Raw genomic sequence first — 25938 nt, 5'->3', positions numbered from 1 at the left:
CAGTCGTGTGGCGGATGGAAACCGGATTTGCGCCTTGGCGCGGCTGAAGGGCTATTCGCGGAACGCCTTGGTGAAATAGTCGGTCAGCGGCTTTGTCAGATAGGCCAGCGGCGTGTGCTCGCCGGTGCGCAAATACGCATCGGACGGCATTCCCGGGATCAGCGTCACCCCCTCGGGCAGGCGGGCCTGCTCACCCTCGCTGAGCGAGATTTCGGCGCGGTAATAGCTTTGCCGCGTGCCCTCGTCGACAAAGGCGTCGGCCGAAACCTGCAAGACCTTGCCTTTCAGTTCCGGCGTGTGGCGCTGGTCGAGCGCGGGAAACCGCAACAGGACCTCCTGCCCGACATGGACCTTGTCGATGTGAATGGGTTCGATCTGGGCGTTGATGATCAGCGGGCGGTCCTGTGGCACAACGTACAACAGCGGATCAGCGGGGCGCACGACAGCGCGCAGCGCAAAGACCGCCATGTCATAGACCACGCCCGCCACCGGCGAGCGGATGTCCAGCCGGTCCATCTGTTCGATCAGCGCGCGGCGCTCTTCCATCAGTTCCAGTTCACGGTACTGCAGGTCGCGCAGGGTGGTTATGGCCTCTTCGCGCCGCCGCGACCCCAGCTTGACGATCTCGATATCTATCTCGGTGATGCGGCTGTGCGCCTGCGCCTCGGACGCTGCCAGTTCGCCCACCTGCCCGCTCAGCCGCGCGCCCTCGCGTTCCAGCGCCAGCACCCGCGTCGCCTGCGCCAGCCCCTTTTCCAACAGCGACCGCTGGTCGGTCAGTTCCTGTTCGATCAGGTCCAGCTGACGTTCCAAGGCCACCTGCTGGGCGCGGATGCCGTCGATCTGGTTGGCGATCTGGTCGCGTTGCTTTTCCAGCTGCTCAATCTCGCGCGCGATGGATTCGGCGCGCGCCGCGAACAGCCGCACCTGCCCCTGCATCAGCCGGGTGACTTCGGGGCGTTTCGCGGCGGCCTCGTCCAGCAGCGGGTCAAAGACGACCTCGTCCAGGCCGTCGCGCTCTGCCTCCAGCCGGCCGCGGCGTGCCATGATCTCGAACAACTCGCCCTCGGTGATCGCCAGGCGCGAGGCAAGGGTCGTGCCATCGAGCCGGATCAAGACCTGCCCCTCGGTCACGGTGTCGCCCTCGCCCACCTCGATCGCCGCCACCACGCCGCCATCGGGGTGCTGGACGATCTGCCGGTTCTGATCGACCTCGATCCGCCCAGGCGCGATGATCGCGCCCGAAATCGTGGTCACCGACGCCCAGACGCCAAAACCCCCGACCAGCAGCAGCAGCCCGACAAGACCAACCGTCAGTGGGCCACGCGCCGACCATACATGCCCTTGCCCGCTCATTGCACGCCCCCCGCCCCGCGGGCGCGTTTGATCTGTTCGTGGTTCTGCACCACCTTGCGCAGCACCTCGTCCTTGGGACCGAAGGCGCGCACCAGCCCGCCATCCAGCATCAGGATCAGGTCGCATTCATGGATCGCCGCCGGCCGGTGCGCCATCACCAGAACCGAACGTTCCTGCGCCTTGAACCGGCGGATCGCGGCGTTGACGGCGGCGTTGCCCTCGTTGTCGAGGTTCGAGTTGGGCTCGTCCAGAACCAGGATCACCGGATCGCCGTAAAGCGCCCGCGCCAGCCCGATCCGCTGCATCTGCCCGCCCGACAGGCGTGCGCTGGTGGCGCTGACCCGCGTGTCATAGCCATCGGGCAGTTGCAGGATCATCTCGTGCGCGTCGGCCATCTGCGCCGCGGCAACGACCTTTTCATCGTCGGGATTTTCGGCAAGGCGGGCGATGTTTTCGGCGATGGTGCCGTCAAAGATCTGCACCCGCTGGGGCAGATAGCCGATATAGCGGCCCAGCGCGGCGGGTTCGTACTGGTCCAGCGCCGCGCTGTCCAGACGGATCGTGCCCGCGGCCGGCCGCCACAGCCCGGTGATGGCACGCGCCAGCGTCGACTTGCCCGCCCCTGACGGGCCGATCACGCCGACGGCCTGGCCGGGTTCGACAGTAAAGCTGACCCCGCGCAGGGACGGCTCGGAACTGCCCGGCGGCGCCAGGGTCAGGCGCTGCATCTCCAGCCGGGCGCGGGGGCGCGGCAGGGCGGTGCGCGGTGCCTCGGGCGGCACCATCGACAGCAGTTCGGCCAGGCTGTCCCAGCCCTGGCGCGCACGCTGCACCATTGGCCATTGCGCGATGGCCTGCTCGACCGGCGCCAGCGCCCGGCCCAGCAGGATCGACCCGGCGATCATGGCGCCCGCCGTCAATTCGCCCCTCAGCACCAGGAACGCCCCCAGCCCCAGCATCGCGGATTGCAGGAACAGCCGGAACGCCCGGGTCGAGGTGGTCAGCGTGCCGCCCAGATCGGAGGCGGCGATCTGGCTGCGCAGGGCATGCCCGCGCGCCTGCTGCCAGCGGTTGAACGCAGCCTCGCGCATGCCCATGGCCTGCACCATCTCGGCCTCGCCGCTGATCTGCGCGGCCATCTGGTCGGCGACAACTGTCGCGGTGTTGGCCGCGCGTGCCGGTTCCCGGGTCATGATTTGGTTGAATACGGTCACCGCGATCAGGATGGCGCCGCCGGCAAGGGCCAGCGCACCCAGCCAGGGATGAAAGATCCAGATGCCGGCCAGAAAAACCGGCGTCCACGGCATGTCGAACACCGCCATCAGCACAGGCGAGGCCATCAGCCGCTGCACCGCCTCAAGGTCGCGCAGGCCGGTGGTGCTGTGAATGTCGGGAACGAGGGCGGATTTGCGAATGACGGCGTCAAACACCCGCCGGTCGAGCCGCGACTGAAACCGTGCCGCAACCCGCCCCATGATCCGGCCGCGGGCGTAATCCAGCAGCGCCATCATGGCAAAGAGGTAGAGCACCAACAGCGACAGCGCGACCAGCGTCGCCACTGACCGGCTGCCCAGCACCCGGTCATAGACCTGCAGCATGTAAAGCGGCCCGGTCAGCATCAGCAGGTTGACGAAGGCGCTGAAAATGCCGACGAACCAGTAAAGCGCGCGGCTTTCCCGGCGGGCGGCGCGCAGTTCCGCACGGCCTTTTCTCAGATCATGAGGCGTGGGCTTCATAGAGGGCGATCCTTTCAAAACCCGGGCGACACTTGTAATTCAACCGGTATACGGCGTAGGCCGGTTGTCGCACCCGCGCCACAGTTTTTTTGCGCGACAGACGACTTCTTGGCATGATCGCCCTATAGTCTATGAACGATCTGATTAATTTTGCGGTATCGGCGCTTTGACTATCTCATTCTCTGCCAACCTCCGGAGATGCCTGCACGCCGCCTTTGCGATGGCTTTGGCGGCGATAATCGCAGCCTGTTCGACGCCCGGCCCCGACCACGTGCCCGGCACCCCCTTTGATCCGTATGAAAAACACAATCGCAGGATCCACGAATTCAGCAAGAGCCTGGACCGTGCCGTTCTGCGCCCGGTCGGCCGCGGCTACAGCGCCGCCATGCCCGACGACATCGAAACCGCCATCGGACGATTCGCCACCAACCTGTCGCTGCCGCAGGGGATCGTGAACAGCATCCTTCAGGGCAACATGAAGGGCGCGACCGAGGACACCTATCGATTCGTGGTCAACACCACGCTGGGGCTTGGCGGGTTCTTCGACCCCGCGACCGAGCTGGGCATGCCCGAGGCGACAGACGCCGATTTCGGCCAGACCCTGCATGTCTGGGGCGTGCGCCAAGGCGCCTATATCAATTCACTCGTCTTCGGCCCCTCGACCGAGCGCGACTCGGCCGGAAAGATCGTCGACCTCTTCACCAATCCGCTGAGCTATGTCATCGACACACCCGAACGCCACTGGGGTACCGCCGCCAAGGTTTCGGCCGGGCTGTCGCAGCGCGGCCGATTCTCGGATACGATCGATTCGGTTCTGTATGACAGCGCCGACAGCTATGCGCAGGCCCGTTCACTTTATCTGCAGAACCGCCGTTTCAAGCTGGGCCAGGGTGGCGAAGACACCTATCTTGACCCCTATGACGACCCCTATGGCGCGATAGACGAGGACCCGTATGACGATCCCTATGCCGAGTGATCCCACCCGCCGGCGCCTGCTGGGCACGGCACTGGCCTCCGCTGCCGTGGCCGCCCTGCCTCTGCCCGCGCTGGCGCTGACCGAGGCCAAGGCGCGCGCCCTCATCGACAAGGTCGTGGCCGATATCAACAAGGTCATCGCCTCGGGCCGGTCCCTGAATGCCATGATCGCCGATTTCGAGCGCATCTTTACCCGCTACGCCGATGTCAACATCATCGCGCGCTCGACTCTGGGCCCCGATTCACGCCGCGCCAGCGCCGCCCAGATGCGCGCCTTTACCGAGGTGTTCCGCAGCTATATCGCCCGCAAATACGGCAAGCGTTTCAACGAATTCATCGGCGGCCGGATAGAGGTGAAAGGCGTCAGGGCGGTCAAGTCCTGGCAAGAGGTGATCAGCACCGTCCACCTGCAGGGCCGTGCACCGTTTGAGGTGCGGTTCCTGGTTTCCGACCGTTCGGGGCGCGACCTGTTCTTTGATATGGTGATCGAGGGCGTCAGCCTGCGGCTGAGCGAACGCACCGAGATCGGCGCCATGCTGGACGTGCGCCGCGGCGATATCGACGCGCTGATCCAGGACTTGCGGCGCGCCGGCTAGGACCCTCAGCGGTCGGCCCCCACCCCCAGCAGATCGCGCAGGATGCGTTCGACGGCGTTGCCGCGCGGGCGGCGCTCTCTGCCGGTTCCGCCGGTGCCGTCCAGGTCTGTGGGCTGTTGGCGTGCCACCGGTCGCATCATCGGCAGCGGTCGCGGGGTTTGCCCCTCGTAGACGCGCTTCATGGTCTCGTGCCAGATCTCGGCCGGCAGGCCGCTGCCGGTGACGCCGCTCAGGGGCGAGTTGTCGTCATACCCCATCCAGACCCCGGCAACATAATCGGCGGTAAAGCCCAGGAACCAGGCATCGCGCGCGGCCTGGGTTGTGCCGGTCTTGCCGGCCACCTCGATCCCCGGCAGGCGCGCGCGCCCGCCTGTGCCGTCCTCGACCACTTGGTACATCATCCATGTCAACTGGCGCGCCGCTTCTTCGCGGATCACCCGCTCGCCGATGCCACCGCCGGCGCCCATCAGCGGCTCGCTCTCCCCCAGCAGCCGGAGTTCGACCAGGCCATAGGGCGTCACCGACGACCCGCCATTCAGTATGCCGGCATAGGCGCCGGTCATTTCCAGCAGCGTGCTTTCCGATGCGCCCAGCGCCAGCGCGGGCCCGGCGGCCAGATCGCTTTCGATCCCGAAATCCGACGCCACCTTGCGCACCAGGTCCAGCCCGACGGCGTCGGCCACCTTGACAGCAGGCACGTTGAGCGAACGCTTCAGCGCCTCGGTCAGAGTCACCCGGCCATAATGCCGACGCGAATAATTTTCGGGGCACCAGCGGCCCGAGCCGGGAATGTTCATGCAAAAGGGCTCGTCCATCACCGTGGCTTGCGGGCCATAACCCATCTCCAGCGCGGTGGCATAAACGAAGGGCTTGAAGGCCGACCCGGTCTGACGCCGCGCCATCGTGGCCCGGTTGAAGGCGCCCACGACATTGGTATCGCGCCCGCCCACCATCGCCCGCACCGCCCCGTCGGCCGACATCACCACGATCGCCGCCTGCGCCTTGGACCCTTCCTTGACCTTGTCGTCAAAGACCGCCTGCAGCGCCTCTTCGGCGGCGCGCTGAATACGCTGGTCCAGCGTGGTGCGGATGATCACGTCCTCGGTGGTGTCGCGGGTAAAGAAATCCGGCCCCGATTCCATCACCCAATCAGCATAATAACCGCCGGTCTGGGCCTGGGCCGCCTTTGACAGGGTGGCGGGGTTGGCCTGCGCCGCGGTGGCCTCGGACTGGGTCAGATATCCCTGTTCGGCCATCAGGCGCAGCACCGTCGCCGCACGCGCCTGCGCGCGGGCCAGGTTGGTGGTCGGCGCATAGCGCGACGGCGCGGTCAGCAGGCCGGCCAGCATCGCGCCTTCCTGCGCGCTCAGCGCCGCGGCGGGTTTGCCGAAATAGCGTTGCGCCGCAGCCTCGGCCCCGAAGGCGCCGCCGCCCATATAGGCCCGGTTGAGATAGATCGAGAGGATCTCGTTCTTGGAATACTTGACCTCCATCGCCATCGCATAGATGGCCTCCTTGGCCTTGCGCCACAGCGTGGTGCGCCGGCAGTCGCGCACATAGTCCTGTTCGCTCTCCCACTGGGCGGGGTCGTATTCTACGCCGAGGCACAGCAGTTTCGCGGTCTGCTGGGTAATGGTCGACCCGCCATGCCCGGAGAACGGCCCGCGCCCTTCGCGCAGGTTGATCACGATCGCACCGACCACACCCTTGGGGCTGATGCCGAAATGGCGGTAAAAGCGACGGTCCTCGGTGGCGATCACCGCGTCGCGCAGATAGGGGCTGACGCTGTCGGCGGTGACCGCCCCGCCGAACTGGTCGCCACGCCAGGCAAAGACCTCTCCATCCTGGTCGCGCAGGGTGACCGAGCCGCGCGAACGCCCGTCAAGCACCTCGCGCACGTCCGGCAGGGTGGTGTAGGTGTAGAACACCGTCAGGCCGAGGATGATCGCCACCACCGCCGTCACCCGCCACGTCACCGCCCAGATCAGGCGGCCCACCCAGCGAAACAGCCGGTTCAGCAGCCCACGGCGTTTGCGCGGCGACGGCTTGCGCCGCGTGCTGCGACGCGTGGTTTTCTTTCTGGTTCCGGCGCCCCGCTTTTCAGCCACGAGGCGCGGCCGGCTCCGCCCGGATTTGCTCATGCTTGCCCTGTCTCGCCCGTGTTCACACTGCCTGTTGCGGCGATACTAAACCGCGCCAACGGCAAAGTTGACCCCGGACGCTCTTTTTGATTCGCACATTGTTTAGGCGCGCATGCAATTTTGCACAAATATTAGGCATTAGCCCCCTTTGATCTGCGTTGTATCCGGCGCCCTGCCTTTCCCGGCGCCGCCAGCCGGTCTTTTCTGCACCTGCAAAGAAACGCCGGCCCAACATATCCGGTCGGGGCAGAGTGCGAAACCCGTTGCGTCGGCAGACAAGCCGCCGGGCCGGGGATTCACATCCGCCCTCGGATCGACACGGGCGCTAAAGGAGCACAGACATGAAACGACCAATAATTCTCGCGCTGCCGGCCGCCATGCTGCTGGCCACGGCCAGCCCCGGCCTGGCGCAAGAGGCCGACCTGACCCCACCGATGCAGGACATCGGATTCATCTTCACCACCTTCATGTTCCTCGTCAGCGGATTCCTGGTGTTCTTCATGGCCGCGGGTTTCACCATGCTGGAGGCCGGCCTCGTGCGCGGCAAGAACGTGACGATGCAGCTGACCAAGAACGTGGCGCTCTTTTCGCTCGCCTCGCTGTTCTATTACCTGCTCGGCTATAACCTGATGTATCCCGGCGACGGCTGGACGATCACCAACATCCTTGGCGCGTTCTCGGTCACCGGGCTTGAACCCGTCGGGCTGGAAGGGGCCGAACCGGACCTGACCTATGCGTCTGTCGGCTCTGACTTCTTCTTTCAGCTGATGTTCTGCGCCGCCACCGCCTCGATCGTGTCGGGGGCACTGGCCGAACGCATCCGCCTGTGGCCGTTCCTGGCCTTCGTCGTGGTGCTGACCGCGGTCATCTATCCCGTGCAGGCCAGCTGGAAATGGGGCGGCGGGTTCCTTGACGCCGCAGGCTTTCAGGATTTCGCCGGTTCCACCGTCGTGCATTCGGTCGGCGGCTGGGCAGCATTGACCGGGGCCATCATCCTGGGGCCGCGCTTGGGCAAATACGGGCCTGACGGCCGTGTCTCGCCCATCCCCGGCTCGAACCTCGCACTGGCCACGCTGGGCACGTTCATCCTGTGGCTGGGCTGGTTCGGCTTCAACGGCGGCTCGCAGCTTTACATGGATACCGCTGGTAACGTCGCCGACATCAGCCGCATCTTTTCGAACACCAATACCGCAGCGGCGGCGGGCGCAGTGGCGGCACTGCTGCTGACGCAGGTGATGTACCGCAAGCCCGACCTGACGATGATCCTCAACGGCGCGTTGGCTGGTCTGGTGTCGATCACCGCCGAGCCGCTGACGCCGTCGCTGATCGAAGCCACGCTGATCGGCGCTGTCGGGGGTGTGATCGTGGTCTTTGCCGTGCCCATGCTCGACAAGTTCAAGATCGACGATGTGGTGGGCGCGATCCCGGTGCACCTGTTCGCCGGCATCTGGGGCACCCTGGCGGTTGCCCTGACCAACGATGCCGCAAACCTGTTCACGCAGCTCTACGCCATCGTCGTCGTCGGTGTCTTCGTTGTCGTGACCACAGCGATCCTGTGGTACCTGCTCAAGGTCGTCGTCGGCCTGCGGGTAAGCGAAGAAACCGAGATCAATGGCCTGGACGTGGCCGAGCTGGGGATGGAGGCCTATCCCGAGTTCGCCAAGACCTGAACCGGCCATCCATCGACCGAACCAAGAACCCCGGGCCCAGCGCCCGGGGTTTTTTACATGTTGACCGGCTGCGGCGCGCCCGTGGCCATGTTGGTTCCGACATAGGGCAGCCTGGCCGCCTTCCAGGCGGCGAAACCGCCCTCCATGTGGGCGATGCGCTCGAACCCAGCCTTGATGCAGGCGCGCGCCACCTTCTCGGACCGCACCCCCGACCCGCACATGAACACGATGCGCTTGTCACTCTGCCCCGGCAGGGCGCTCGCCTCGAAGAACGGCAGCGGCAACAACAACGCACCACCGATATGTTCAAAGCCATATTCGTGGATGGTGCGAACGTCGATCAGGACGATTTCCTGGCGGTCATAGGCGGCGACGACCTCTTCAACGGTCCAGGTTTCCAGCATAGCGCCGTCGACGGTTTCGTTTTTCATGGCGTGGCTTTCCTTGTATCGGGTTCTCGTTTCAGAACCGGTTGGCAGGGATCTTGAAATAGCTGTGTCCGTCCGCCTCGGGCTCGGGCAGGTGACCGCCGCGCAGGTTAACCTGCAGGGCATAGAGCATCCTATCGGGCAGGCCCAGCGTCGCATCACGTTCGTCACGCAGGCTCATGTATTCCTCGCGGGTCGTGCCGCCGCCCAGATGCGGATTGCGGCGGCGATGCTCGGCCACGCTCGCCTCCCATGCCGGTTCTTCGCGATCCCCTACCGGCGGATAATCGTGGCCGATGAAGAGCCGTGTTGCATCGGGCAAGGCGAGGATGCGTTGCAGGCTGTCGTAGAGCTCGCTTGACGACCCACCCGGGAAATCGGCGCGCGAGGTTCCGACATCCACATGCATCAGGGTGTCGTGGACAAAGGCCGCGTCATCCCCCACAAGATAAGTGACGGAACCCAGCGTATGCCCGGGCGACAGCATCACCTGCACCTCCAGCTCACCTATCCTGAAACTGTCGCCGTCGGCGAACAGCCGGCTGAAATCGCGGTCGGGATCGAATGCGTCGGGCAGGTTGTAGAGCCGCGTCCAGAGCTCGGCGATCTCTCGCACCTTTTCACCGATGGCGTTGGGTGCTCCGGTCTGCTCAGCCAGCCAGTGCGAGGCCATGAGGTGATCGGCATGGGGGTGCGTGTCCAGCACCCATTCGACCTCGAGCCCCTCATTACGCACGTAATCCAGCACCTCCTGCGCGCTTTCGGTGCTGGTGCGGGCATGGGCCGGGTCAAAATCGAGCACAACGTCGATCAGCGCGGCCTTTTTGGTGGCCGGGTCGGTCACGACATACTGAACGCTACCGGTAGCAGAGTCATGAAACCCCGTTACCTGCGGCGAGTTTGGTCCTTTCGAGAGACTGCTACGTCGGTACATGTCTGGAGCTCCTTTCGGGTTTGTATTCAGATAATCAGATATTTCCCGCTGCCAAGTCCTGCGGGCGAAATCCCGCGTGTGTCCGTTCATGAACTGCCCTTTGCTCTCTGGCAGAATCGGTCAAGGACATGCTAGGTATGGTAGAATGAACAGTCCGAACCCCAATATAAGCGCCGATCGCCCCCGCATCCGCCAACTGGATGAGGGCGCAATCAACCGCATCGCCGCCGGCGAGGTGGTCGAACGTCCCGCCGCCGCGGTCAAGGAACTGGTGGAAAACGCGCTCGATGCCGGGGCAAAGCGGATCGAGGTCGCCCAGGCCGACGGCGGCAAGACCCTGATCCGGGTCAGCGATGATGGCTGCGGCATGACCCCCGATGACCTGCCGCTGGCGCTGGCGCGGCACGCAACGTCCAAGATTGACGGCTCAGACCTGCTCGACATCCACAGCTTCGGCTTTCGCGGAGAGGCCCTGCCCAGCCTCGGCGCGGTGGGGCGGCTGACGATCACGTCGCGCGCGGGCGGTTTCGACGCCGCCGAAATAACGGTTAATGGCGGGCGGATCAGCGGCCCGCGCCCGGCGGCGTTAAGCGCGGGTACCGTCGTCACCCTGCGCGACATCTTTCACGCCACGCCCGCGCGGCTGAAATTCCTGCGCACCGACCGGGCCGAGGCACAGGCCATCGCCGACACGGTCAAACGGCTGGCAATGGCGGCGCCGAGTGTCAGCTTTGTCCTGCGCGACCTGTCTGGCGGGGGCGAGGGACGCATTGTACTGCGCGCCGATGCCGAAACCGGCGACCTGTTCACTGCGCTCGGCGGGCGACTGGCCCAGATCATGGGCCGCGATTTCGCCGACAACGCCCTGCCTGTCGACGCCACGCGCGAGGGGCTGCGCATGACCGGCTTTGCCGCGCTGCCGACCTATTCGCGCGGTGCCGCGGTGGCGCAATACCTGTTCGTCAATGGCCGCCCGGTGCGCGACCGGATGCTGACGGGCGCGCTGCGCGCCGCCTATCACGACCTGCTGTCGCGCGACCGCCACCCGGCGGCGGCGATCTTTATCGACTGCGACCCGCGGCTGGTGGATGTCAACGTGCACCCGGCCAAGACCGAGGTGCGATTCCGCGACCCCGGCCTGGCGCGCGGGCTGATCGTCTCTGGCCTGCGGCATGCGCTGGCCGAGGCCGGGCATCGCGCCTCCTCAACCGTCGGGGGCGCGACGCTGGGCGCCTTTCGCCCCGAACCGGCCGGCGCGCGCGTCTACCAGATGGACCGCCCCAGCCCCCGCGCCCTACGCGCGGCATATTCGGCCCAGGCCCCCGGTTTTGCCGAACTCCAGTCGGCCTATAGCGGCCGGGTCGAAACGGGCGAGGTCAGCGCACCGGCACCGGATATGCCTGACGCACCGCCCCAGCAGGATCATCCGCTGGGTGCAGCCCGCGCGCAGCTGCACGAAAACTACATCGTCGCCCAGACAACCGACGGCATGGTCATCGTCGATCAGCACGCCGCTCATGAACGGTTGGTCTATGAGCGGCTCAAGCGGCAACTGGATGAAACCGGGGTCAAGGCGCAGGCGTTGCTCATCCCCGAGATTGTCGAGCTGTCCGCCAACGACGCCGCCCGCCTGCTGGACGTGGCCGACGACCTGGCGCGCCTCGGGCTGACGATCGAACCCTTCGGCCCCGGCGCAGTTGCGGTGCGGGAAACACCTGCGGTGCTGGGCCCCTGCGACGCCACCGCACTGGTGCGCGACATCTTGGACGAGCTCAGCGATACCGGCGACAGCCTGGCCCTGCGGGCGCGCATCGACGCGGTGCTGTCGCGCATGGCCTGTCACGGATCGGTCCGCTCGGGCCGCCGGATGAGCGCCGAAGAGATGAACGCCCTTCTGCGCGAAATCGAGGCGACACCCCATTCCGGCCAGTGCAACCACGGCCGACCGACCTATGTCGAGCTGAAGCTTTCCGACATCGAAAGGCTGTTCGGGCGGACATGATCACCATCGGCGACAATACCTATGCCCTGAATGACCCCATCGTCATCGCGGCGCTTGTGGGTGGCGCAGCGTTGCTGCTGGTGCTGGTGCTGCTGATGTCGATGGTGCGGGCCGCCAACCGCTCGGCCCGGCTGACCGAACCGCTGATCCGCCAGATCGGTGACCTTGGCCAGCGGGTACAGGCCCTGGGTGACGGTCAGCACCAGTTGGCCGGCGGGCTGACCCATGTGTCGGACGCCCAGGCCAAGGCGCAGACCGGCATGCTGCGGCTGATGGAGGAGCGGCTGGCGCAGATGCAGGAACAGATGAACCAGAACCTGTCCGGCTCTTCCCGGCGCACAGCCCAATCGCTGGGCGAGTTGCAGGAACGGCTGAAGGTCATCGACAAGGCGCAGGAAAACATCACCCGGCTGTCGGGCGACGTTCTCAGCCTGCAAGACATCCTGTCGAACAAGCAGACGCGCGGTGCCTTTGGCGAGATACAGCTCAACGATATCGTGTCCAAGGCACTGCCATCGGACAGCTATTCGCTACAACATACGCTATCGAATGGAAAACGCGCCGACTGCCTGATCCACCTGCCCAACCCGCCGGGGCCTATCTGCATCGACAGCAAGTTCCCGCTGGAGCCTTACGAAGCGCTGAGAAACGCCACCGACGACCGCCAGGTGCAAGAGGCCGCCCGCCTGCTGCGTCAATCGGTCAAGAAGCATATCCGCGACATAGCAGAGCGCTATATCATCGAGGGTGAAACCGCCGATGGCGCGCTGATGTTCCTGCCGTCAGAGGCGGTCTATGCTGAACTGCACGCCAATTTCCCCGACCTCGTGCGCGAGGGTTTTGCCGCCCGCGTCTGGATCGTCTCGCCCACCACCTGCATGGCGACGCTGAATACCATGCGTGCGATTCTGAAAGATGCCAGGATGCGCGAACAGGCCGGCGCGATACGGCGCGAACTTGGCCTCTTGTTCGCGGATGTCGACCGGCTGGGCAACCGGGTCGAAAACCTCGACCGGCATTTTCACCAGGCGGCCAAGGACATATCCGAGATCAAGATTTCCGCCGACAAGGCCGGGCGTCGGGCGCGCCGGCTGGACAATTTCGATTTCGAGGAACTGGCGCCCGAAACCGAGCCGGCCATCGTCAAGCTGACCGATCCCGAGGGCTGACGGGCGCAGGCGCTATGCCCGGCAGTGGCGCGCGATTTCCCGATCCAACAGGCCGGTTTCCACCAGCTGGCAGCGGTTGCGCGCCTCGTAGTAATAGCCGCGCGCATACCACATCACTGCCTCGTCCATGTCGCCATCCGACACCAGCCAAGCCCCGCGCAGGTATTTCACCCCCCAGTTCAGGTTGGTCTCGGCGTCCAGCAGGTCCTCTGCCGGGCCCTGAAAGCCGATACCGCGGGCGGTGGCGGGCAGGATCTGCATCATTCCGTAATAGGGGCCATTGCGCGCCTTGGGGCGGTAATCGCTTTCGCGCTGCACCACCTTGTGCACCAGGGCGCGCGGCACCTCGTAGCGGTCTGCCGTTTCGTTGATCAACTGGCGTATCTCGGGGGTCTCGCCGGGGTAAAGCGTCATCGCGCGGGTCGAAATCTCGGCTTCGCGGGGGGCCGTGCCACAGGCGGCCAGGGTGCCAAGCCCCACGACCAGTGCAATTTGTCTGATGATCACCGATCACGGTCTCCGTTCAATGTGGACCGCGCAATTGGAAACGAAAACCGACTCGCGGACAAGGTCACATCCGATCCGCGCCGGTTTCCGGCGGCTTTCCGCACGCGCCGCTATGATCTACATCGTCTCCAGGCAGTGCCGGCGGAACGCGCGTTTGAGCAGGTCGAGTTCTTCGCGCAGCAACGTTACCTCGGCACGGATGTCATAGGCCAGCGCATCGCCCGACATCAGCGCAAAATCCCCGATCCTGTCGCCGGTGGCTTTGTCGGTTATGACAAAGGTCTGCACCCCGTCGGCAATCACATGCGTCGGGATCGGCACCCGCAGCACCCACAGCTTTTCCTGCGACCGGGCGATCACTTCGACATCCTCCAGCGGTTCCTGCAGGTGGGTGACTTCGATTTCGGGCGTCCCGGTGCCGCCGCTTTCACGCGTCAGCACCCCTTCCCACACGCCTTCGAACAGCCGTGTCTTGGTCAGTGTCAGGTCGCTCATCGCTTCCTCCGTCAAAACTCGGTCAGAACTCGGCGCGCGGCCGGCGGCTCAGCGTCAGGTCGCGCACGGTCACCTGGCTCATCTGCGGGTTCTCAAAGATCAGGTCAATCCAGGCCCGCTCAACCCGCTTTTCGTTCAGCCGCGAATAGGCCAGGTCGAATTCGACCATAACCGCATCCTCGCCCAGCGGCAGTTCGCGCACGATCTGCTCCGTATTGGGGCCGTGGCGGATATTGAGCCGCACGAAAATCTCCAGCGGTTTTTCCAGCTCGACTATGGTGTCGACCCGGATCAGGTGCGACCGCTTCAGCCCCTCGACCGCCGCGTCTGGCAGATCCAGCGCCAGCGACAGGAACGAGCCGTCGAAATTGAACACGTCCATGCGCAGCCCGAACGGCGCCAGGTCGGATTCGCGCAGGTTGCGCACCTGCCTGAGCGTCAGCTCTGAATGTCTGCAATCGTGAAACAATACGATTTCATCGCCCAGGCGCGTATTGCTTACCGCCGACGACATGCCCGGCGCCGGCAACGGGTTGCGCCAAAGGCTGGGCCGCCAGGCCCAATCCGTGCCGTGCGGTTTAGAAAACACCGCCGACCCGATCACCGGCAGGGCCAGCCGATAGTCGGCATAGGCGATCAGTTCGTTCAGCTCGTGCCTGAGCTTGCGCGCCTGCGCACGTTCACGCCGCAGCCGTTGCAGCGAAAACGACGGTGCCTGCCGCGCCGCCCGCCGCCAACGCCTGAGCGCGCGACGCTGCACAGCCCAATCAAGCATCGAGCCTTTCATTGCCGCCGTCCCGGTTTCACTGTTCTGGCCCCGCTCCCGCCTGCCTGGGTTAAGCCCTTCATATCATTATTCTGATTCGGGAAACAATCCACCCAAATCCGCGCATGGCCGGCCCGTCCATCTATCCACCCGCCGGACGGTCAGGGCTGGCGCGGCGGATACTGCGCGCCAGTTCGGTCAGCAGCCGCCGGCCATCGCCGCCAGCCATCGCCCCGCCCTTTTGCGCATAAAGCGCCAGCCCGACAAGATTGCCGTTTACAACCATACCCCCGCGCCAGTGACGTGCATCGCCCCCCGGCAGCACCCCGTCGCCGCCGCTGGCGAAATGCACCAGCGACAGGTCGGCATCCTCATGCGCGGCCAATACCTGGGCCGGGGCCATCAGGGCGGCGATCTCGGTGGCGCCGGGGCGCTGCACCTCTGGCCCACCGGACACGACCGAAACCGTCATCAGCACAGGTTCGACCTGCTGCCCGCGCACGCCGCTCAGCGACTCGCAACTGGCCAGCAGGGCAAAGCCGCTTGTATCTCTGTGCCGCAGGCTGCGGCGATCGACACAATAGCCTTCGGGGCCGCGCACGACGACATCGCCCCCCAACAGGCTGGCCTTGCGCAACACGTCGCGGGCGACCTGTGTCTTTTCGTTGCCGGAGGCAAGAAAGCTGAGCGCACCGGTATCGGGCCCGAAACAGCCCATCAGCGGCAACGGCAGCCCCCCCAGCAGCAAGAGCCGGGCGGCGCGCGCCGCCCGGACAATGGACATCTCAGATATCCATGTAAACATGCCGTTCGGCCTTGGCGCCGGGATGGGTCACCGCGCCCTTGTAGGTCTCGCCGACCAGTTGGGCGTATTTCCACACCGCACCGCTGCCATAGGTGGTTTCACGCGGGCCGGGCCACGCGGCGCGGCGGCGTTCCAGTTCCTCGTCGCTCAGATCGACCGAGAGTTCACCCTTGATGGCGTCGATGGTGATCTTGTCGCCGTTCTGCAACAGCGCAATGGGGCCACCACGCGCGGCCTCGGGGCCGACATGGCCGACGCAGAATCCCCGTGTCGCGCCCGAAAACCGGCCATCGGTGATCAGCGCGACCTTCTTGCCCATGCCCTGACCGGACAGGGCGGCGGTGGTCGCCAGCATCTCGCGCATGCCGGGGCCGCCGGCCGGGCCCTCGTTGCGGATGACGATCACCTCGCCTTCCTTGTACTCGCGCTTCTTGACGGCGTCGAAGGCATCCTCTTCGCATTCGAACACCCGCGCCGGGCCGGTGAACACCTGGTTTTCCGCGTCGATGCCGGCGACCTTCACGATCGCCCCTTCCGGCGCCACGTTACCCTTGAGCCCGACGACGCCGCCGGTCTTGGTCAGCGGCTTGTCGATGGGGTGAATCACCCGGCCGTCGGCCTTGCGCTTGATCATGTCCAGCTCTTCGCCGATGGAAAGGCCGCTGGCGGTCATGCAATCCTCGTGGATCAGTCCGGCCTTGCGCAGTTCCTTCATCACCACCGGAATACCGCCCGCCTCGTAGAGGTCCAGTGCGACGAACTGCCCGCCTGGCTTGAGATCGACGAAATAGGGGGTGTCGCGGAATATCTCGCAGACATCCTCGAGAAAGAACTCGATCCCCGCTTCGTGGGCAATCGCCGGCAGGTGCAGCCCGGCATTGGTCGACCCGCCGGTGCAGGCCACGACGCGCGCGGCGTTCTCAAGGCTTTTGCGGGTGACGATATCGCGGGCGCGGATGTTCTTTTCCAACAGGTTCATCACCGCCTTGCCGCTTTCCTCGCCATAATGGTCGCGCGACTCGTAAGGCGCCGGCGCGCCCGAGCTGTTCATCAGCGCCAGCCCGATCGCCTCGGACACGCAGGCCATGGTGTTGGCGGTGAACTGGCCGCCACACGCCCCGGCCGAGGGGCAGGCCGCCCGTTCCAGCACGTCAAGCGCGGCCTCGCTCAGGCTGCCATTCTGGTGCCGGCCGACCGCCTCGAACATGTCCTGCACGGTCAGGTCGCGCCCGACGAAATCTTCGGGAACGCCCTCGACCGCCGGCGCCCGGCCGGGCAGGATCGACCCGCCATAGATGAACACCGACGGGACATTAAGCCGCACCATCGCCATCATCATGCCCGGCAGCGATTTGTCGCAGCCCGCCAGCCCGACCAGCGCGTCATAGCAGTGCCCGCGCATCGTCAGCTCGACGGTATCGGTAATCGCCTCGCGCGAGGGCAGCGACGAACGCATCCCCTCGTGCCCCATGGCGATGCCGTCGGTCACGGTGATGGTGGTGAATTCGCGCGGGGTGCCGCTGGCCTCGCTCACCCCCTTCTTGACCGACTGCGCCTGCCGCGACAGCGCGATATTGCAGGGCGCGGCCTCGTTCCAGCAGGTGGCGACACCGACCAGCGGCTGGTGGATCTCCTGCTCGGTCATGCCCATGGCGTAGTAATATGACCGGTGCGGCGCCCGCGCGGGGCCTTCGGTCACATAACGGCTTGGCAGATTCTTCTTGTCGAACTCGGTCATCGGGGCCTCTCGAATTTTGTCGCATCCGGTCTAGGCCACCACCGGCGGCTGGGCAAGACGGTTATGGTGCGCCCCGCACCGCCGCCGGCCATGAACACCACCGGCTTCACGCCTTCGGCGGGGGTATTTGACCAGAAAGAAGCAGGCGGTCCCTGGTTTCTTCCTGGTGCAATACACACCAGCGGGGGCAGCGCCCCCTGGCGCGACAGGCATTGCCCGGGGCCACGACAGGCCATAGGTTGCGCGGATGCGTTACACTGCCTTCGACACCCTGGTTGCCCCGGCGCGCCCCTCGTCACACCCGCTGCGCCTGCTGGCGGGGCTGGGCCTGATGGTGGCGATCTTCTTTTCGATGGCCTTTCTCTATGTCTGGCTGGCGGTGCCGTTCGCCGGCATCGGCGGCACCGGATTGGCCCCGGGCCAGACACCGGCCGGCGTTCTGGTCATGCTGTTCCAGTTCGCGCTGCTAATCGTCGCACTTTGGGCGGCGCTGCGGCTGGTGCACAAGCGCGGGCTTGTCAGCCTGCTGGGTCCGCCTGCCCGCGCCGCGCGGCATTTCCTGCGCTGCGCCGCCTTTCTGCTGCCGCTCTACCTGCTGGTCTTCATCCTGCCCATGCCCGAGGATTATACCCCGCAACCGAACCTGGACCCCGGTGTCTGGCTGCGGTGGCTGCCGCTGGCCGTGATGGCGGTGATGGTTCAGATCGCGGCCGAGGAACTGACCTTTCGCGGCTACCTGCAAAGCCAGCTGGCCGCGCGCTTTGCCCATCCCGCGGTCTGGATCGGCCTGCCGTCATTGCTGTTCGGGTTGATGCACTACGCCCCGGGGATGGCCGGAGACAATACCTGGGTGATCGTGCTCTGGGCTGCGCTGTTCGGTACCGCGGCGGCCGATCTGACGGCGCGCGCGGGCACACTTGGCCCGGCGATCGCGCTGCATTTCCTCAACAACGTCTTTGCCATCCTGATCACCGCGCCCACGGGCAACATGGACGGGCTGGCGCTTTATACCGTGCCGCTCGACCTGTCGGCGCCGGGCATCGTCTGGTATGTCCTGCCGGTCGAGGCGGGGTTTGTCCTGTGCGCCTGGCTTGCCGCGCGATTGGCCTTGCGCGCCTGATTGCATTTCCCGCGCCCAGCGCCTATTTCGGGGCGGCAAAGGGAAACGGAAACGGTCGGCATGAACTGGATCACCAACTACGTGCGCCCGCGGATCAACTCGATCTTCTCGCGCAGGGAAATCCCCGAAAACCTCTGGTCCAAATGCGACGGCTGCGGCACGATGCTGTTTCACCGTGAGCTCACGGACAACCTGAACGTCTGCACCAATTGCGGCCACCACATGCCGATCAGCCCGAGGGCGCGTTTCACCGCGCTGTTCGATGGCGGCATCTTTGCCGAGGTCGAGGTGCCCCAGCCCACCGCCGACCCGCTGCATTTCCGCGACCAGAAAAAATACCCCGACCGCATGCGCGCCGCGCTAAAAGCCACCGGCGAGCGCGAGGCGATGCTGGTCGCCACCGGCGAGATCGGGCGCACGCCGATCGTCGCGGCGGCGCAGGATTTCTCGTTCATGGGCGGATCGATGGGGATGTATGTCGGCAACGCCATCATCGCCGCCGCCGAAACGGCGGTTACGCTCAAGCGCCCGCTGATCCTGTTTTCCGCCGCCGGCGGCGCCCGCATGCAGGAGGGCATTCTCAGCCTGATGCAGATGCCGCGCACCACCGTCGCCGTGCAGATGCTGCGCGAGGCGGGCCTGCCCTATATCGTGGTGCTGACCCATCCCACCACCGGGGGCGTCACGGCCTCTTACGCGATGCTGGGCGACATACACATCGCCGAGCCGGGCGCGCTGATCTGTTTCGCCGGGCCGCGGGTGATCGAACAGACCATCCGCGAAAAGCTGCCCGAGGGCTTTCAGCGGGCCGAGTATCTGCTCGATCATGGCATGCTTGACCGGGTCACGCGGCGCACCGACCAGCGCGAGGAGTTGATCACCATCACCCGCATGCTGCTGGGCCAGCCGCCGGCCATTCGCGGCGATCTGCCCGCGCCCGAGGCCGAGACCGCCGAAAAGGGCAAGGAGACCGCCAAACCCAAGCCGGACAACCCCGAAAAGCCGACCGCCAAAAAATCCGCCGGGAAATGACCGCCCCCACATCGGATGTCATCCTGCAACGGATGATGTCGCTGCACCCCAAGATCATCGACCTCACGCTCGACCGGGTCTGGCGCCTGCTGGACCGCCTGGGAAACCCGCAAGAGGCGCTGCCGCCAGTGATCCACATCGCGGGCACCAACGGCAAAGGATCGACCCTGGCGATGATCCGCGCCGGGCTGGAGGGCGCGGGCCAGCGTGTGCATGCCTATACCTCGCCCCATCTCGCGCGGTTTCACGAACGCATCTACCTGGCCGGCGCGCTGATTTCCGAACCCGACCTGACGGAGGTGCTGGATGAATGCGAGGCCGCCAATGATGGCGAGCCGATCACCTATTTCGAGATCACCACCTGCGCCGCGCTGCTGGCGATGTCGCGGGTGCCGGCCGATTACACCCTGCTCGAGGTCGGTCTGGGCGGGCGGCTGGACGCCACCAACGTGATCGCACGGCCCGCGCTGACCATCCTCACCCCGATATCGCTGGATCACGAATCCTATCTTGGCGACACGCTGGCAAAGATCGCCGCGGAAAAGGCCGGCATCCTGAAACGCGGCGTTCCCTGCGTTGTCGGCCCGCAGCAGGACGAGGCGCTGGAGGTGATCGAGGCGACCGCGCGGCGCATCGGCAGCCCGCTGCTAAAACACGGCCAGCACTGGCACGCATTCGAGGAACGCGGGCGGCTGGTCTGCCAGGACGAGGCCGGGTTATGCGACCTGCCACTGCCCAACCTGCCCGGCGCGCACCAGTACGAAAACGCCGGCGCCGCCATCGCCGCGCTGCGTCACCTGGGCCAGGGCGAGGTGGCTTGGGAGGCCGCTGTCACACAGGCGCGCTGGCCCGCGCGGATGCAGCGGCTGCGCACCGGCCCGCTGGTCGAGGCCGCACCGGGGGCCGAGCTGTGGCTGGACGGCGGCCACAACCCCGCCGCCGGGGCCGCGGTGGCGCGCCATCTGGCCAGCCTGCCGGAACGGCCCACACACCTGGTCTGCGGGATGATGAACACCAAGGACGTGGGCGGATACATGCGCCCGCTGGCAGGCCACGCCGCCAGCCTGACGGCGGTATCGATCCCCGATGAGCCCAACACGCTGGAGGCCGAAGCAACCGCCGCCGCCGCCCGCGCCGCCGGCATGCGCGCACAGACCGCCGACAGCGCGCTGGTGGCCGTGCGTGCCATCGCGGCGGCAGAGCCGACGGCGCGCATCCTGATCTGCGGCTCGCTCTACCTGGCGGGCACGATCCTGCGCGAGAACGGCTAGGCCGAGACCAGCAGCGCCATCCCCGCCAGAATCACGACGGCCCAGACCAGCCGCTGCCTGAGCCGCCCCTCGTTGAGCAGCAGGCTTCCGGCAAGAACGCCCAGAAGAACGCTGCTCTCGCGCAGGGGGGCGACATAGGCGACCGGTGTGAAGGTGAGCGCATAAAGCACCAGGATATAGGCCAGCGGGCTCAGCACCGCGATGGCCAGCACGCCGCCCTTGTGGTTGCGCCAGTGACTGCCCATGGCCGTGCGGGCGCGATAGGCGGCCGGCGCCAGGATCACCAGCCGTCCGACATTCGACGCATAATCAAGCAGCAGCGGCGGAACCAGAAGAACCGAGACGGCATAAGCGTCCCACACGGTATAGCTGCCGATCAGCGTGCCGGCCCCCAGCCCGAAGGCAAGCGACACGCCAAGCTGACGCACCCCCGACCGCGGCCCGCCGGTCAGCATCAGCACGCCGAGGACGATGACCAGCGCGCCGCCGGCCATCTGCAAACTCAGGCGTTCGCCCAGAACCATCACCGCGAACGATGTCGACAGGAGCGGACCGGTGGCGCGCGCGACAGGATAGACAAGCGAGAGATCGCCGCCCCGATAGCCCGCCTGCAGCAGCAGGAAATAGCCCAGATGCAGCGCCGTGCTGCCGGCAAGAAAGAGATATGACCACGGGCCGAATTCAGGCTGCTGCACCACCACGACCCAGACTGCCAGCGGCAGATAGATCAGCACCGTGAAAAGCGAAAAGAGCCAGATCAGCTCGGCCCCGCCATTGATCCGCTTGACGAAGAAATTCCATGTGGCGTGACAGAACGCAGCAGCAAGGACGAGGGCGAAGCCGGCTAACGACATTTCGGTCTCCGAGGCGGGTACGGGGGCCGGATGCAAAGCAGGCCCGACCAATGCTTAGGGGCTTTCACCGGGGGCCGCAATCTGCGCATGCCGGGCGCGGGGCTGCGCGCCCTACCCGGCCTCGTCCAGCAACGCCCTCAGCCCGGTGCGGTAGTCGGGGTAAAGCAGTTTCACCCCCAGTTCCTCGCACATGCGGCGGTTCGAGACCTTCTTGGATTCGGCGTAAAAGCTGCGCGCCATCGGGCTCATCACCGCGTCGTCAAAGGGCTCTTCGGGGGGGATCGGTACGCCCAGCAGTTCAGCCGCGTAGGCGATCACGTCCTGCGGCGGGGCGGGATCGTTGTCGCAGACATTATAGGCTGCGCCCGGATCAGGCCGGTCGATCGAGGCGGCGAGCACCTGCGCGATGTCCGCCACGTGGATGCGGCTGAACACCTGGCCCGGCTTGACGATGCGCCGCGCCGTGCCCTGGCGCACTTTTTCGAACGGGCCGCGCCCGGGGCCATAGATGCCAGCCAGCCGAAAGATGTGCAGCGGCAGACCCTCGATCGCGCGCCATTGGTCCTCGGCCATAACCCGCAGGCGTCCGCGCCGCGTGGCCGGCGTCAGCGGCGTCGTTTCGTCGACCCAAGCGCCGGAGTGATCGCCATAAACCCCGGTCGTCGACAGGTACCCGGCCCAGTCAAGCCGTGGCGCCAGTTCCCGGATCTGCGCACCGAGTCGCGCCAGGACCGGGTCGCCGCCCTCGTCCGGGCCGGCGGAGATCAGGATATGGGTGGCGGTCTCGAACGCCTCGGTCATGTCGCCATCGGGCCAGAGCACGGGGGTCACCCCTTCGGCCTCGAACGCGGCGGCCTTTTCAGGCTTGCGGGTGGTTCCCCAGACCGTCCAGCCACGCGCGACAAGGTGCGGTGCCAGCGCCCGCGCACAATAGCCGTGCCCAAAGGAAATCAGTACCTTGCCCATGCGCGCGGTCTTAATCCAGCGCTGCGCGTTCGTCCATGCTCAGCGGGCGCGAAGGCACCCAAGCATAGCCGTCTTCGCACAGGATATATGCCTTTCGCAGGCCATGTGGCCTGTTCCTGGCGGCCTGCACCAGCATGTTCAGCCCGAGCCCGCGCAGCGAGGCACCAAAATCCACCGGCGTGACCGTCTCGAAATCCATTCCGGCGCCCTCTGTTTTCCGCCAGCTGCAGGCACAGGTTGATCCCGCTATCGCCTCATGTCAACGTGACCCAAGTCAATCGAGGAATGAGCCACATCATGGTGTCCGCCGACCCGTATGGCGGGGTGAAAACCCCCGACCTGCCAGCCGCGCAAGACTTTACCGACGCGCAGCGCGCGGTCGACCGGCTGATCGCGCTCTATGATGGCGCGGCGGGGTTTTTGCGCGCCGAGTTCGCCAATGCCCTGACCCGGGGCGCGCCGCCCTGCCGGGTGCGCGCCTTCTATCCCGAAATCCGCCTGACCACGACCAGCTATGGCAAGATCGACAGCCGGCTCAGCTTTGGTCATGTGGCCGGGCCCGGCACCTATGCCACTACCGTCACCCGGCCGCAGCTCTTTCGTCACTACCTGCGCCAGCAGATCGAGCTGGTGATGGCTAATCACGGTGTTCCGGTCACCATCGGGCCGTCCGATACGCCGATCCCGGTGCATTTCGCGGTCACGGACGACCCCGGCCTGAATGTTCCGCACGAAGGCGCTGCCGGGTTCACCCTGCGCGACGTCTTTGACGTGCCGGACCTGACCACGACCAATGACGACATCGTCAACGGCACGTTTCAGCCCGGCCCCGACGGCACCATGCCGCTGGCCCCCTTTACGGCGCAGCGGGTGGATTACTCGCTGGCGCGGCTGGCGCATTACACCGCCACCGCACCCGGGCATTTTCAGAACCACGTCCTGTTCACCAACTACCAGTTCTATGTCTCCGAGTTCGAAGCCTTCGCCCGTCGGATGCTGGCCTCGCCCGAAACGGGGTATGAGAGCTTTGTCGGCCCTGGCGACGTCACCATCACCGACCCCGATGTGCCGATGGACATCCCCGCCAAGCTGCCGCAGATGCCCAGCTTTCATCTCACCCGTGCAGGCGGCAGCGGCATCAGCCTGGTCAATATCGGCATCGGCCCCTCGAACGCCAAGACCGCGACCGACCACATTGCCGTGCTGCGCCCGCATGCCTGGATCATGCTGGGCCACTGTGCCGGGCTGCGCAGTTCGCAGTCGCTGGGCGATTTCGTGCTGGCGCATGCCTATCTGCGCGAGGATCGCGTGCTTGACGCCGACCTGCCGGCCTGGGTGCCCATCCCGGCGCTGGCGGAAATCCAGATCGCCCTGCAAGAGGCGGTCGCGGCCGAAACCCAGCTGGAGGGGTACGATCTGAAACGGATCATGCGCACCGGCACGGTGGCCAGTTTCGACAACCGCAACTGGGAGCTGCGCGACCATTCCGGCCCCGTTCACCGCCTCAGCCTGTCACGCGCCATCGCGCTGGACATGGAAAGCGCGACTGTCGCCGCCAACGGCTTTCGCTTTCGCGTTCCCTATGGCACACTTTTGTGCGTGTCCGACAAGCCCCTGCACGGCGAATTGAAGTTGCCCGGCATGGCCAGCGAGTTCTACAAGACTCAGGTCTCACGCCACCTGATGATCGGGCTGCGCGCGATGGAAAGCCTGCGTGAGATGCCGCTGGAGCGCATTCACAGCCGCAAATTGCGCAGTTTCGAGGAAACCGCCTTTCTGTGAGGCTCCCGGATTGCTGGTCGGTTGTGGGAAAGTCGAGTCTTTAGAATCACTTAGAAAGTGTTGCATAACCCTATGATTCTGCTATATTTTCCCTATGGATACAGCATACAACCTCAACGGCGGGTACAAGCCAACTCTTAAACGGTTCGCGGACTTGGACGGGCCAGATTTTTATCCAACACCAAAATGGGCGACCTATGCGCTTATCGACAACGAAACCTTTGATGGCGACATTTGGGAATGCGCCTGCGGGAACGGCGCAATGTCAGAAGTGCTTAGGAACGGTTCGAAGAGTGTATTTAGTTCTGATCTATATGATCGGGGGTATGGGGAGACCGGTATCGACTTCTTGACCTCTGACCGGACGGCTACAAACATTGTCACGAACCCTCCGTATAACTCTGCAGAGGGGTTTGTCCGGTCAGGACTCGAGAAAGCAGATAAGAAATTTGCTCTACTTCTCAGGCTGGCATTTCTTGAGGGAGCCAAACGCCAGCGGACAATTTTCTCAACTTCCCCCCCGTCACGGGTGTGGGTTTTCAGCGAACGGATAACTTTCTATCCGGCAAATGCGCATCGTAAGGGGTCCGGCACGACAGCATACGCATGGTTTGTGTGGGACAAGGAAGCACCTAGTTCAACGGAGCTTCGCTGGTTTGAACCAGGATACAAGGCTTTATATACTTAGTCTGCGATTCCTATCCGTTTGCGTCCTTGATTAGTGATACGGTATCCGACACGTGGGATGTGTTCCAGCCACCCTTCGTATATAGCATTACCCTCAGCCTCATGGTGAGATTTGATATTTCGGACAATCTGATGCCACATCGGTTCGCCGTTCCGAGTAGTTGAAGGGATGAAGTCATCATCAGTCAATCCCACACAATTCGGAATTTCAGCGTACAGCCGTCGAAAACTTGCTACGCCGTTGCTTTGTTGGGCTGCAATCCTCATCACCCCAATTGCGATATCTCTTTCACTTGTAGTGGCCACTTGTTGCTCCTCCATAAGATGTATGTGCAGAATGTCTCTGTCACGAGTTCCACGCAAGCCTATTTAGCCAGCGCCTGCCAACATCAGGAGCGATCACGTACCTATCAAAGATCATGATTCTGCATTTCCCTGCCGGCTGGCATGGAATCGTGCCGGTTTTCCTGTTTCAGTTACACGAAAACACCACAAAATCAGTGAAAATCCCTTCGTTTCCTACACTATTCGTTGTGTTCACAAGCAAGATACAGTTAAATCCCGCCATGAGGCCCCAAGGAACGGGCAGTTGAAGGAGACCAGAAATGGCAAAACCGATGACGAAAACCCAGCTTGTCGCGGCCCTGGCCGACGAAATGGGTAGCGACAAGAAATCTGCCAGCGCGGCGCTCGACGCAGTGGTCAACGTGATCACCCGCGAAGTTTCGGGCGGCGGCGCGGTCACCCTGCCCGGCGTGGGCAAGATCTATTGCCGCGAACGTCCCGAGCGGATGGTGCGCAACCCCGCCACCGGCGATCAGATCCACAAGCCGGCCGACAAGGTGGTCAAGATGACCATCGCCAAAGCGCTGAAAGACAGCGTCAACGGCTGATCTTGCAATCCAGTA

Annotated in this window: 23 protein-coding genes; 10 read left to right on the top strand and 13 right to left on the bottom strand. The window is 65.0% G+C overall.

Annotation, left to right across the window (positions count from 1 at the left end; all coding sequences use genetic code 11):
- Positions 1 to 51 precede the first annotated feature (51 nt).
- Both DL899_RS13865 and DL899_RS13860 read right to left on the bottom strand, forming a co-directional pair.
- Positions 52 to 1356 carry an HlyD family type I secretion periplasmic adaptor subunit gene (locus DL899_RS13865; RefSeq protein WP_111734959.1) on the bottom strand — a complete coding sequence of 435 codons (1305 nt, stop codon included), beginning with the start codon at positions 1354 to 1356 and terminating at the stop codon, positions 52 to 54.
- On the bottom strand, positions 1353 to 3092 hold the full coding sequence (locus tag DL899_RS13860) for a type I secretion system permease/ATPase (RefSeq protein ID WP_111734958.1): 1740 nt from the start codon (positions 3090 to 3092) through the stop codon (positions 1353 to 1355). Before DL899_RS13860 ends, DL899_RS13865 begins: the two co-directional genes overlap by 4 nt.
- Positions 3093 to 3312: 220 nt before the next feature.
- Between DL899_RS13860 and DL899_RS13855 the strand changes: the two genes are divergently transcribed.
- Positions 3313 to 4068, top strand: a complete 756-nt coding sequence (locus DL899_RS13855) for an MlaA family lipoprotein (protein ID WP_111734957.1) — start codon at positions 3313 to 3315, stop codon at positions 4066 to 4068.
- Positions 4058 to 4663 carry an MlaC/ttg2D family ABC transporter substrate-binding protein gene (locus DL899_RS13850; protein WP_111734956.1) on the top strand — a complete coding sequence of 202 codons (606 nt, stop codon included), beginning with the start codon at positions 4058 to 4060 and terminating at the stop codon, positions 4661 to 4663. Before DL899_RS13855 ends, DL899_RS13850 begins: the two co-directional genes overlap by 11 nt.
- 5 nt (positions 4664 to 4668) lie before the next feature.
- Here the strand turns inward: DL899_RS13850 and DL899_RS13845 are convergent, their stop codons facing one another.
- Positions 4669 to 6804, bottom strand: coding sequence for a transglycosylase domain-containing protein (locus tag DL899_RS13845; RefSeq protein ID WP_111734955.1), 2136 nt, complete (start codon positions 6802 to 6804; stop codon positions 4669 to 4671).
- Between the two features lie 341 nt (positions 6805 to 7145).
- Between DL899_RS13845 and DL899_RS13840 the strand changes: the two genes are divergently transcribed.
- A complete protein-coding gene (locus DL899_RS13840) occupies positions 7146 to 8474 on the top strand; it encodes an ammonium transporter (protein WP_111734954.1) in 1329 nt (442 codons plus the stop codon).
- A 53-nt stretch (positions 8475 to 8527) separates the two neighbouring features.
- On the opposite strand, the gene DL899_RS13835 is transcribed toward DL899_RS13840, so the two are convergent.
- Entirely contained in the window at positions 8528 to 8905 is a 378-nt protein-coding gene (locus DL899_RS13835) for a rhodanese-like domain-containing protein (RefSeq protein ID WP_111734953.1), read from the bottom strand.
- A gap of 31 nt (positions 8906 to 8936) precedes the next feature.
- Entirely contained in the window at positions 8937 to 9836 is a 900-nt protein-coding gene (locus DL899_RS13830; protein ID WP_111734952.1) for an MBL fold metallo-hydrolase, read from the bottom strand.
- A gap of 145 nt (positions 9837 to 9981) precedes the next feature.
- On the opposite strand from DL899_RS13830, the gene mutL reads away from it, so the two are divergent.
- Positions 9982 to 11838: a DNA mismatch repair endonuclease MutL gene (gene mutL / locus DL899_RS13825; protein WP_111734951.1), complete on the top strand. Its 1857-nt coding sequence runs from the start codon at positions 9982 to 9984 to the stop codon at positions 11836 to 11838.
- Positions 11835 to 13007 carry a DNA recombination protein RmuC gene (locus tag DL899_RS13820; RefSeq protein WP_111734950.1) on the top strand — a complete coding sequence of 391 codons (1173 nt, stop codon included), beginning with the start codon at positions 11835 to 11837 and terminating at the stop codon, positions 13005 to 13007. Before mutL ends, DL899_RS13820 begins: the two co-directional genes overlap by 4 nt.
- 12 nt (positions 13008 to 13019) lie before the next feature.
- On the opposite strand, the gene DL899_RS13815 is transcribed toward DL899_RS13820, so the two are convergent.
- The 5 genes from DL899_RS13815 to ilvD form a co-directional block, all read right to left on the bottom strand.
- Positions 13020 to 13508 carry a transglycosylase SLT domain-containing protein gene (locus DL899_RS13815; RefSeq protein ID WP_420820985.1) on the bottom strand — a complete coding sequence of 163 codons (489 nt, stop codon included), beginning with the start codon at positions 13506 to 13508 and terminating at the stop codon, positions 13020 to 13022.
- 123 nt (positions 13509 to 13631) lie between these two features.
- A complete protein-coding gene (locus DL899_RS13810; protein WP_111734949.1) occupies positions 13632 to 14009 on the bottom strand; it encodes a hypothetical protein in 378 nt (125 codons plus the stop codon).
- Positions 14010 to 14031: 22 nt separating this feature from the next.
- Positions 14032 to 14784, bottom strand: a complete 753-nt coding sequence (locus tag DL899_RS13805; protein ID WP_111734948.1) for a DUF6478 family protein — start codon at positions 14782 to 14784, stop codon at positions 14032 to 14034.
- A gap of 133 nt (positions 14785 to 14917) precedes the next feature.
- Positions 14918 to 15559 (bottom strand): hypothetical protein, encoded by a 642-nt coding sequence (locus DL899_RS13800; RefSeq protein WP_111734947.1) that lies wholly within the window; start codon positions 15557 to 15559, stop codon positions 14918 to 14920.
- 1 nt (position 15560) lies between these two features.
- On the bottom strand, positions 15561 to 17318 hold the full coding sequence (gene ilvD, locus DL899_RS13795; protein ID WP_111734946.1) for a dihydroxy-acid dehydratase: 1758 nt from the start codon (positions 17316 to 17318) through the stop codon (positions 15561 to 15563).
- A gap of 247 nt (positions 17319 to 17565) precedes the next feature.
- On the opposite strand from ilvD, the gene DL899_RS13790 reads away from it, so the two are divergent.
- From DL899_RS13790 to DL899_RS13780, 3 genes are read left to right on the top strand one after another with little or no spacing between them, the layout of a single operon-like run.
- Positions 17566 to 18438 carry a CPBP family intramembrane glutamic endopeptidase gene (locus DL899_RS13790; protein ID WP_111734945.1) on the top strand — a complete coding sequence of 291 codons (873 nt, stop codon included), beginning with the start codon at positions 17566 to 17568 and terminating at the stop codon, positions 18436 to 18438.
- A gap of 60 nt (positions 18439 to 18498) precedes the next feature.
- Positions 18499 to 19470, top strand: a complete 972-nt coding sequence (gene accD, locus DL899_RS13785) for an acetyl-CoA carboxylase, carboxyltransferase subunit beta (protein WP_111734944.1) — start codon at positions 18499 to 18501, stop codon at positions 19468 to 19470.
- Positions 19467 to 20741 carry a bifunctional folylpolyglutamate synthase/dihydrofolate synthase gene (locus tag DL899_RS13780; RefSeq protein ID WP_111734943.1) on the top strand — a complete coding sequence of 425 codons (1275 nt, stop codon included), beginning with the start codon at positions 19467 to 19469 and terminating at the stop codon, positions 20739 to 20741. Before accD ends, DL899_RS13780 begins: the two co-directional genes overlap by 4 nt.
- Here DL899_RS13780 and DL899_RS13775 read toward each other — a convergent pair.
- The 3 genes from DL899_RS13775 to DL899_RS13765 form a co-directional block, all read right to left on the bottom strand.
- Positions 20738 to 21595, bottom strand: coding sequence for a DMT family transporter (locus tag DL899_RS13775; protein WP_111734942.1), 858 nt, complete (start codon positions 21593 to 21595; stop codon positions 20738 to 20740). The two genes, DL899_RS13780 and DL899_RS13775, sit on opposite strands and share 4 nt — an antisense overlap.
- A 111-nt stretch (positions 21596 to 21706) precedes the next feature.
- Positions 21707 to 22561: an SDR family oxidoreductase gene (locus DL899_RS13770; RefSeq protein ID WP_111734941.1), complete on the bottom strand. Its 855-nt coding sequence runs from the start codon at positions 22559 to 22561 to the stop codon at positions 21707 to 21709.
- Positions 22562 to 22571: 10 nt separating this feature from the next.
- Positions 22572 to 22760: a hypothetical protein gene (locus DL899_RS13765; RefSeq protein ID WP_111734940.1), complete on the bottom strand. Its 189-nt coding sequence runs from the start codon at positions 22758 to 22760 to the stop codon at positions 22572 to 22574.
- Positions 22761 to 22858: 98 nt separating this feature from the next.
- Between DL899_RS13765 and DL899_RS13760 the strand changes: the two genes are divergently transcribed.
- Positions 22859 to 24343, top strand: coding sequence for an AMP nucleosidase (locus DL899_RS13760; RefSeq protein ID WP_111734985.1), 1485 nt, complete (start codon positions 22859 to 22861; stop codon positions 24341 to 24343).
- Between the two features lie 1292 nt (positions 24344 to 25635).
- Positions 25636 to 25923: an HU family DNA-binding protein gene (locus DL899_RS13750; RefSeq protein WP_111734938.1), complete on the top strand. Its 288-nt coding sequence runs from the start codon at positions 25636 to 25638 to the stop codon at positions 25921 to 25923.
- Positions 25924 to 25938: the final 15 nt, after the last annotated feature.

Source organism: Roseovarius amoyensis, assembly GCF_003260265.1.
Taxonomy (GTDB): Bacteria; Pseudomonadota; Alphaproteobacteria; order Rhodobacterales; family Rhodobacteraceae; genus Roseovarius; species Roseovarius amoyensis.
The sequence above is the reverse complement of the archived record's forward strand: the minus strand, read 5'-3'. Positions and strand labels throughout refer to the sequence as shown.

Bases quoted from the DNA above. Each gene is read 5' to 3' on its own strand.
- DL899_RS13860 (WP_111734958.1), bottom strand. From the start codon at position 3,092: ATGAAGCCCACGCCTCATGATCTGAGAAAAGGCCGTGCGGAACTGCGC.
- accD (WP_111734944.1), top strand. From the start codon at position 18,499: ATGAACTGGATCACCAACTACGTGCGCCCGCGGATCAACTCGATCTTC.
- DL899_RS13770 (WP_111734941.1), bottom strand. From the start codon at position 22,561: ATGGGCAAGGTACTGATTTCCTTTGGGCACGGCTATTGTGCGCGGGCG.
- DL899_RS13800 (WP_111734947.1), bottom strand. From the start codon at position 15,559: ATGTCCATTGTCCGGGCGGCGCGCGCCGCCCGGCTCTTGCTGCTGGGG.
- ilvD (WP_111734946.1), bottom strand. From the start codon at position 17,318: ATGACCGAGTTCGACAAGAAGAATCTGCCAAGCCGTTATGTGACCGAA.
- DL899_RS13775 (WP_111734942.1), bottom strand. From the start codon at position 21,595: ATGTCGTTAGCCGGCTTCGCCCTCGTCCTTGCTGCTGCGTTCTGTCAC.
- mutL (WP_111734951.1), top strand. From the start codon at position 9,982: ATGAACAGTCCGAACCCCAATATAAGCGCCGATCGCCCCCGCATCCGC.
- DL899_RS13750 (WP_111734938.1), top strand. From the start codon at position 25,636: ATGGCAAAACCGATGACGAAAACCCAGCTTGTCGCGGCCCTGGCCGAC.
- DL899_RS13805 (WP_111734948.1), bottom strand. From the start codon at position 14,784: ATGCTTGATTGGGCTGTGCAGCGTCGCGCGCTCAGGCGTTGGCGGCGG.
- DL899_RS13850 (WP_111734956.1), top strand. From the start codon at position 4,058: ATGCCGAGTGATCCCACCCGCCGGCGCCTGCTGGGCACGGCACTGGCC.
- DL899_RS13790 (WP_111734945.1), top strand. From the start codon at position 17,566: ATGCGTTACACTGCCTTCGACACCCTGGTTGCCCCGGCGCGCCCCTCG.
- DL899_RS13835 (WP_111734953.1), bottom strand. From the start codon at position 8,905: ATGAAAAACGAAACCGTCGACGGCGCTATGCTGGAAACCTGGACCGTT.
- DL899_RS13840 (WP_111734954.1), top strand. From the start codon at position 7,146: ATGAAACGACCAATAATTCTCGCGCTGCCGGCCGCCATGCTGCTGGCC.
- DL899_RS13845 (WP_111734955.1), bottom strand. From the start codon at position 6,804: ATGAGCAAATCCGGGCGGAGCCGGCCGCGCCTCGTGGCTGAAAAGCGG.
- DL899_RS13780 (WP_111734943.1), top strand. From the start codon at position 19,467: ATGACCGCCCCCACATCGGATGTCATCCTGCAACGGATGATGTCGCTG.
- DL899_RS13865 (WP_111734959.1), bottom strand. From the start codon at position 1,356: ATGAGCGGGCAAGGGCATGTATGGTCGGCGCGTGGCCCACTGACGGTT.
- DL899_RS13765 (WP_111734940.1), bottom strand. From the start codon at position 22,760: ATGGATTTCGAGACGGTCACGCCGGTGGATTTTGGTGCCTCGCTGCGC.
- DL899_RS13810 (WP_111734949.1), bottom strand. From the start codon at position 14,009: ATGAGCGACCTGACACTGACCAAGACACGGCTGTTCGAAGGCGTGTGG.
- DL899_RS13855 (WP_111734957.1), top strand. From the start codon at position 3,313: ATGGCTTTGGCGGCGATAATCGCAGCCTGTTCGACGCCCGGCCCCGAC.
- DL899_RS13820 (WP_111734950.1), top strand. From the start codon at position 11,835: ATGATCACCATCGGCGACAATACCTATGCCCTGAATGACCCCATCGTC.
- DL899_RS13830 (WP_111734952.1), bottom strand. From the start codon at position 9,836: ATGTACCGACGTAGCAGTCTCTCGAAAGGACCAAACTCGCCGCAGGTA.
- DL899_RS13760 (WP_111734985.1), top strand. From the start codon at position 22,859: ATGGTGTCCGCCGACCCGTATGGCGGGGTGAAAACCCCCGACCTGCCA.